Origin of the sequence: Citrobacter sp. CK180 (assembly GCF_030333655.1) — a bacterium.
GTDB lineage: Bacteria > Pseudomonadota > Gammaproteobacteria > Enterobacterales > Enterobacteriaceae > Citrobacter_B > Citrobacter_B koseri.
This window is the reverse complement of the sequence record NZ_JAOWFM010000040.1, coordinates 116,996-124,485: the sequence shown is the minus strand read 5'-3', so window position 1 is coordinate 124,485 and position 7,490 is coordinate 116,996. Positions and strand designations below refer to the sequence as shown.

Annotated in this window: 7 protein-coding genes; 4 read left to right on the top strand and 3 right to left on the bottom strand. The window is 50.3% G+C overall.

Annotation, left to right across the window (positions count from 1 at the left end; genetic code table 11):
- Nucleotides 1–144: 144 nt before the first annotated feature.
- Nucleotides 145–648 (bottom strand): molybdopterin-guanine dinucleotide biosynthesis protein MobB, encoded by a 504-nt coding sequence (gene mobB, locus OGV50_RS07395; RefSeq protein WP_077956821.1) that lies wholly within the window; start codon nucleotides 646–648, stop codon nucleotides 145–147.
- The gene (gene mobA / locus OGV50_RS07390; RefSeq protein WP_060815954.1) at nucleotides 645–1,229 is read right to left on the bottom strand and encodes a molybdenum cofactor guanylyltransferase MobA; all 585 of its coding nucleotides are present in this window, start codon (nucleotides 1,227–1,229) and stop codon (nucleotides 645–647) included. Before mobA ends, mobB begins: the two co-directional genes overlap by 4 nt.
- A 68-nt stretch (nucleotides 1,230–1,297) precedes the next feature.
- Between mobA and OGV50_RS07385 the strand changes: the two genes are divergently transcribed.
- From OGV50_RS07385 to dsbA, 3 genes are all read left to right on the top strand, one after another.
- Nucleotides 1,298–1,567: a YihD family protein gene (locus OGV50_RS07385; protein ID WP_058668362.1), complete on the top strand. Its 270-nt coding sequence runs from the start codon at nucleotides 1,298–1,300 to the stop codon at nucleotides 1,565–1,567.
- 76 nt (nucleotides 1,568–1,643) lie between these two features.
- On the top strand, nucleotides 1,644–2,630 hold the full coding sequence (locus OGV50_RS07380) for a serine/threonine protein kinase (RefSeq protein WP_058668363.1): 987 nt from the start codon (nucleotides 1,644–1,646) through the stop codon (nucleotides 2,628–2,630).
- A gap of 26 nt (nucleotides 2,631–2,656) precedes the next feature.
- The gene (dsbA, locus tag OGV50_RS07375) at nucleotides 2,657–3,280 is read left to right on the top strand and encodes a thiol:disulfide interchange protein DsbA (RefSeq protein WP_012133950.1); all 624 of its coding nucleotides are present in this window, start codon (nucleotides 2,657–2,659) and stop codon (nucleotides 3,278–3,280) included.
- 12 nt (nucleotides 3,281–3,292) lie between these two features.
- Here dsbA and yihG read toward each other — a convergent pair whose 3' ends face one another.
- Complete coding sequence (gene yihG, locus OGV50_RS07370; RefSeq protein ID WP_047459928.1) at nucleotides 3,293–4,228, bottom strand: 1-acylglycerol-3-phosphate O-acyltransferase, YihG family; 936 nt, start codon at nucleotides 4,226–4,228, stop codon at nucleotides 3,293–3,295.
- Between the two features lie 363 nt (nucleotides 4,229–4,591).
- Between yihG and polA the strand changes: the two genes are divergently transcribed.
- Complete coding sequence (gene polA, locus OGV50_RS07365; protein ID WP_153259191.1) at nucleotides 4,592–7,378, top strand: DNA polymerase I; 2,787 nt, start codon at nucleotides 4,592–4,594, stop codon at nucleotides 7,376–7,378.
- Nucleotides 7,379–7,490: the final 112 nt, after the last annotated feature.

Sequence of the window (7,490 nt, the reverse complement as noted above, 5' to 3'; positions counted from 1 at the left end):
CCCCATGCGAGAGTAGGGAACTGCCAGGCATTAATTAAGTGAAGAGGCCATCCTGAGGGATGGCCTTTTTGCGTTCATGCACCCGGGTGCAGCCGGATGACGCTGCGCTTATCCTGCCTGCAAAAAACCTGTGCCGCCCGCGTACTATCGTCCCAGCCAACGCAAAACAAATGTAGCGATCTGTGGTATATCATTGATATCTAATAGCGGGACATCCAGGGAAAGCGGAATGTCGCTGGCGACGGCGATCACATGTTCATCAATGGTCAGCTCATCCACTTCATGCCCACCCCCCTGTCGGAATAACAAGATCTTCGCCACCGCTTCGTGCTTAAAACCTTCAACAAGCACTATATCCAGCTTGGAAGCATCCATTCGACTCACCAGATACGTTAAATCCAGCTCAGGTTCTTCCGGTGTTTCTGTCATCAGCGCCCAACGTTGCCGACTGGCGACAAGCGTTTGTGCTGCGCCTGCCTTGCGTAACTCGTAACTGTCTTTGCCGGGCTTATCTACGTCCATATTGTGATGAGTATGTTTAATTAATCCTGGGCAAACCCCTCTGGCGCATAACGCTGGAATCAATTTCTTGAGCAGCGTAGTCTTACCGGTGCCGCTCCATGCGGCTATGCCGAGTAGTGGGATCATGATTTCTCCTGCCATCTGGCGAGTTCTTCCGGCGTATTCACATTCACAAATGCCTGTTTAAAATCACTGAAATCAACAGCATGACCACCGGCCTGGCGCATAAAGACCATGACTCGCCGTTCACCTGACCGGAGATATTCCTGTAAGAAAGGTGCTACGGAGCGATTAACCAGTGCAATTGTCGGGTGGTCCCGCTCGCCGTCGTGAACCCATACGACAGGCGCGTTATTACGCTGAGCTTTTAAACGCGCAACCAGATTGCGGGGAATGTAAGGCGTGTCACAAGGGCAAAACAGAAACCAGTCTCCCTTCTCTTGCTGTAAAACAGACAACATACCCGCCAGAGGCCCCGGAAAATCGGCCAGTGAATCGGGGATCACTTTCAGACCGCTTTGTTGATAAATATCCTGATGGCGATTCGCGTTAATCACGACGGTTTCAAGCTGAGACGCCAGCGTATCAGCAACATGCTTCCAGAGTGGTTTGCCATCCAGCTCAAGCAGACCCTTATCTGCCCCCCCCATTCGCCTGGCCTTACCGCCTGCCAGCACAACCCCCGTTATTGCACTCTCCAGATTCACTGATATCGCCTCTTTTATTGTGGGATTGACCCTGCTAACGTATCTACATCAAATTAAGGAGCACAGCCATGAAATGTAAACGCCTGAATGAAGTCATTGAACTCCTGCAACCAGCCTGGCAGAAAGAGCCCGATCTTAATCTGCTGCAATTTTTACAGAAACTGGCGAAAGAGTCAGGTTTTGACGGTGAACTGGCGGATTTAACCGACGACATTCTGATCTATCACCTGAAAATGCGTGGCTCCGCAAAAGATGCGGTGATTCCTGGCATTCAGAAAGATTATGAAGAAGATTTCAAAACAGCGCTATTACGCGCACGCGGCGTGATTAAAGAGTAAAACCTTGTAAGCGGCGCCACCGAAATCGCCACAAAATGATATCCTGAATCATTCGTAGTATTTTCCGGATGATGGGATGAACGACAACGCTTTTACTTTCCAGACATTACACCCGGATACCATCATGGATGCGCTGTTTGAACAGGGAATCCGGGTGGATTCCGGTCTTACCCCGCTCAACAGCTATGAAAACCGCGTCTATCAGTTTCAGGACGAAGACCGTCGACGCTTTGTCGTTAAGTTTTATCGCCCTGAGCGTTGGTCTGCCGATCAAATACGGGAAGAGCATCAGTTTGCACTGGAACTGGTAAAAGATGAGGTGCCGGTCGCGGCGCCGCTTGTCCTCAATGGGCAGACGCTACTGAACCACCAGGGATTCCACTACGCGATTTTCCCAAGCGTCGGTGGGCGACAGTTCGAAGCGGATAATATCGATCAGATGGAAGCGGTAGGACGCTATCTGGGTCGCCTGCATCAGACTGGGCGTAAACACCCTTTTGCCTTCCGGCCGACAATGGGCCTGGAAGAGTATCTCATTGAACCTCGCAAACTTTTCGAAGACGCACCACTGATTCCCTCGGGGCAAAAAGCGGCTTTCCTGAACGCGACGGACACCCTTATTGCTGCCGTTACCGAACGTTGGCATACCCGTTTTGAGATGCTGCGTTTACACGGGGATTGCCATGCCGGAAATATCCTCTGGCGTGATGGCCCGCTGTTTGTCGATTTAGATGATGCCCGCAATGGCCCTGCCGTTCAGGATCTGTGGATGCTGCTGAATGGCGATAAAGCCGAGCAGCGGATGCAGCTTGAAACGATTATCGAGGCTTATGAAGAAGTTAGTGAGTTCGATACCGCTGAAATAGAACTTATTGAGCCTTTACGCGCGATGCGTTTGGTTTATTATCTTGCCTGGCTGATGCGTCGCTGGGCTGATCCTGCGTTTCCTAAAAATTTCCCGTGGTTAACCGGGGAAGATTACTGGCAACGGCAGACTGCGACATTTCTTGAGCAGGCAAAAGTGCTGCAAGAACCCCCTTTACAATTAACGCCAATGTATTAAACGGACACATCAGGAGAGAGTTGATCATGAAAAAGATTTGGCTGGCGCTGGCTGGTATGATTTTAGCTTTTAGCGCATCGGCAGCGCAGTTCAGTGATGGTAAGCAATACATCACACTGGATAAGCCCGTTGCTGGCGAGCCTCAGGTTCTGGAGTTTTTCTCCTTCTACTGCCCGCACTGCTATCAGTTTGAAGAAGTGCTGCACGTTTCTGATAACGTGAAGAAAAAGCTGCCTGAAGGCACCAAAATGACCAAATACCACGTTGAGTTCCTGGGCCCATTGGGTAAGGACCTGACGCAGGCATGGGCTGTGGCGATGGCACTGGGCGTGGAAGATAAAATCACTGCGCCGATGTTTGAAGCAGTACAGAAAAACCAGACCGTTCAGTCTGCTGCCGATATTCGCAAAGTATTCGTTGATGCGGGTGTGAAAGGTGAAGACTACGATGCGGCATGGAACAGCTTCGTGGTGAAATCACTGGTTGCGCAGCAAGAAAAAGCGGCCGCTGATCTCCAGCTTCAGGGTGTACCGGCGATGTTTGTAAACGGCAAATATCAGGTTAACCCGCAAGGGATGGATACCAGCAGCATGGATATCTTCGTACAACAGTACGCCGATACCGTGAAACATCTGGTTGAAAAGAAATAAAAAAATCGCCGGTCATTGACCGGCGTTTTTGTTTTCCGCTTTAATCTTTTCTATCTGTTCGTCTTTTTCATTCCAGAGTGCATTCAACCAAAGCTGGAAACGGCGTTTGAATCCTTTGTCATTCACATAGTCACCGTGTAGCTCTTCTTTAATCGGCTCCAGATCGATACGTACCACGATGCGCGTCAGTTTACCGCTCAACATATCGTAGAATGGTTTCCGATCGTTTTCCGGGTAGCAGAGGGTAACGTTGAGCAGCTTATCGAACTGAGACCCTAAGACGTTTAGCGCCATCGCGATCCCCGCCGCTTTTGGTGGGAGAAGGTTTTTATATGGCGAGCGAGTTTGCCGACGTTTCTCTTCGGTAAAACGCGAACCTTCGACAAAATTTACGATCGTTGTGGGATGCGCGCGAAATTTCTCGCAAGAACGGCGGGTTGTTTCTACATCTTTACCGCGTTGTTCGGGATGACGGAGCAAATAAGCGCGCGAGTAGCGTTTCATAAACGGCATATCCAGCGCCCAGCAGGCCAGGCCGATAAACGGCACCCAGGCCAGCTGCTGCTTAAGAAAGTATTTATTCATTGGAATGTGCTTACGGAACAGAACGCAAAGCACCACGATATCGGCCCAGCTGTGATGGTTACAAATAAGCAGATACCAGTTTTTCTTGTTCAGGCCTTCCAGCCCTTCCACGTCCCATTTAAGCCACGGATTGAGATGCAGCAGCAGCGCCAACCCTTCACACCAGCAGTACATCATGAAATTACAAAAAACGGATACCTTGCGCCAGACGACGGGAATGGGCAAAAGGAGCTTCACGATCCCGGCAAGGATGATCGGCACAGAACAAAAAATAGTGACCAAAATGGTCAATACGATACTCAGCAACAGCGTTATCGCAGCGAGTATTCTTGTCATAATTAAATTATTCAACGGGTTAGCCATAAATAGTGCGCGAAAGAGACGCAAGGGGCTGATTTTATCAGAAAACGCATCAAATGACGGGTCTTAGCGAAACAGAAAAAATATTGATATCTATCCACACACTGAGATAACGCTGAATAATGGGATAAAGTTCTGGTGATTTAATTAACATTTTGAAAAACATGGGTAAGTTTAATGAAAATTAAATCATCAGGATGAAATTAAATGAAATGTAATAATTTATGCACAAAGTTATCCACAGATCGCTTTGCGAGCGATCCAGAAGATCTACAAAACTTTTTCGACAAATGCGGCGAAAAACTCATGTTTTCATCCTGTCTGTGGCATCCTTTACCCATAATCTGATAAACAGGCACGGACATTATGGTTCAGATCCCAGAAAACCCACTTATCCTTGTAGATGGCTCATCTTATCTCTATCGCGCGTATCACGCCTTTCCTCCTCTGACGAACAGCGCAGGGGAGCCTACAGGGGCGATGTACGGTGTTCTCAACATGCTGCGCAGCCTGATTATGCAGTATCAGCCGACGCATGCCGCAGTGGTATTTGATGCCAAGGGTAAAACCTTCCGTGATGAGTTATTTGAACATTACAAATCGCATCGCCCGCCGATGCCTGATGACCTGCGTGCGCAGATTGAACCGCTGCATGCGATGGTAAAAGCGATGGGCCTGCCGCTGCTGGCCGTTTCGGGCGTGGAAGCGGACGACGTTATCGGTACGCTGGCGCGTGAAGCCGAGAAGGTGGGCCGTCCGGTGCTGATCAGCACCGGCGACAAAGATATGGCCCAGCTGGTGACGCCAAATATCACGCTGATTAATACCATGACCAATACGATTCTGGGCCCGGATGAAGTCGTGAACAAGTACGGTGTTCCACCCGAATTGATCATCGATTTCCTGGCGCTGATGGGCGACTCTTCCGATAACATTCCTGGCGTGCCGGGCGTGGGTGAAAAAACCGCCCAGGCGCTCCTTCAGGGGTTAGGCGGGCTGGATACCCTGTATGCCGAATCAGATAAAATTGCGGGCTTAACCTTCCGTGGCGCGAAAACCATGGCCGGGAAGCTTGAGCAGAATAAAGAGGTGGCTTACCTCTCTTATCAACTGGCTACCATCAAAACGGATGTCGAACTGGAGCTAAGCTGCGATCAGCTTGAAGTACAACAACCAGCGGCTGAAGAGTTGCTTGGCCTGTTTAAGAAATATGAATTTAAGCGCTGGACCACCGATGTGGAAGCGGGTAAATGGCTACAGGCGAAAGGTGCGAAGCCCGCAGCAAAACCGCAGGAAACCATTGTTATTGATGAAACGCCAGACGTGCCTGCGACCGCGCTTTCTTACGATAACTACGTCACCATCCTGGATGAAGCGACGCTGGAAAGCTGGATTGAGAAGCTGAAAAAGGCGCCCGTTTTTGCATTTGATACCGAAACGGACAGCTTGGATAACCATGCGGCGAATCTGGTCGGTCTCTCTTTTGCTATTGAACCGGGCGTGGCGGCCTATGTTCCTGTGGCGCATGACTACCTGGATGCGCCCGATCAGATTTCCCGCGAGCGAGCGCTGGAGCTGTTGAAGCCGCTGCTGGAAGATGAGAAGGCGCGTAAGGTTGGGCAAAACCTGAAGTACGATCGCGGCGTATTGCAGAACTATGGCATTGAGCTGCGCGGTATTGCTTTTGACACTATGCTCGAATCCTACATTCTGAACAGCGTTGCTGGCCGCCACGATATGGACAGCCTGTCCGAACGCTGGTTGAAGCATAAGACCATCACTTTTGAAGAGATTGCCGGTAAAGGCAAAAATCAGCTGACCTTTAACCAGATTGCCCTGGAAGAGGCCGGACGTTATGCCGCAGAAGATGCGGATGTTACGTTACAGCTGCATTTGAAAATGTGGCCAGAGCTACAGCAGTACAAAGGGCCGCTGAATGTCTTCGAGAATATCGAAATGCCGCTGGTGCCGGTGCTTTCCCGCGTAGAGCGTAACGGTGTAAAAATCGACCCTGCCGTGCTGCATAAGCATTCAGAGGAGATCACGTTGCGTCTGGCGGAGCTGGAGAAGAAGGCGCATGAGATCGCCGGAGAAGAATTTAACCTCTCTTCTACCAAACAGTTGCAAACCATTCTGTTTGAAAAACAGGGTATTAAGCCGCTGAAGAAAACGCCGGGCGGTGCGCCGTCCACCTCGGAAGAGGTGCTGGAAGAGCTGGCGCTGGACTATCCGCTGCCGAAGGTGATTCTGGAATATCGCGGGCTGGCGAAGCTGAAATCGACCTACACCGATAAACTCCCGCTAATGATCAACCCGAAAACCGGGCGAGTGCATACCTCTTATCATCAGGCGGTGACCGCGACGGGGCGTTTATCGTCTACCGATCCTAACCTGCAAAATATTCCGGTACGTAACGAGGAAGGACGCCGTATTCGTCAGGCGTTTATCGCTCCGCAAGATTACGTCATCGCATCAGCGGACTATTCGCAGATTGAACTGCGTATTATGGCGCACCTTTCCCGCGATAAAGGTCTGTTAACTGCCTTTGCCGAAGGAAAAGATATCCACCGGGCGACGGCTGCTGAAGTGTTTGGACTGCCGCTGGAGAGCGTTACGGCTGAACAGCGCCGCAGCGCCAAAGCGATTAACTTTGGTCTGATCTACGGCATGAGCGCATTCGGTCTGGCGCGTCAGCTCAATATTCCGCGCAAAGAGGCGCAGAAGTATATGGATCTCTACTTCGAACGCTACCCTGGCGTACTGGAATATATGGAGCGCACGCGCGCTCAGGCAAAAGAGCGAGGCTATGTTGAAACGCTGGAAGGGCGTCGTCTCTACTTGCCGGATATTAAATCCAGCAATGCTGCGCGTCGTGCTGGTGCGGAACGTGCCGCCATCAACGCTCCGATGCAGGGGACGGCAGCAGACATCATCAAGCGCGCTATGATTGCCGTCGATAAATGGCTGCAAGATGAACAGCCGCGCGTGCGTATGATCATGCAGGTACACGATGAACTGGTGTTCGAAGTGCATAAAGATGATCTCGACGTGGTATCGAAAAAGATCCATCAATTGATGGAAAACTGCACGCGTATTGATGTGCCGTTGCTGGTGGAAGTGGGTAGCGGCGAAAACTGGGATCAGGCGCACTAAGGCTTTACTGAATAACGCGCTTTTTTCGTAACTAAGCAACATAAGATAGAACGTTTTGTGATGATCATTAGAATTCCCTATGTAAAGAATGAAAAAAAATTACAAAAAGTGC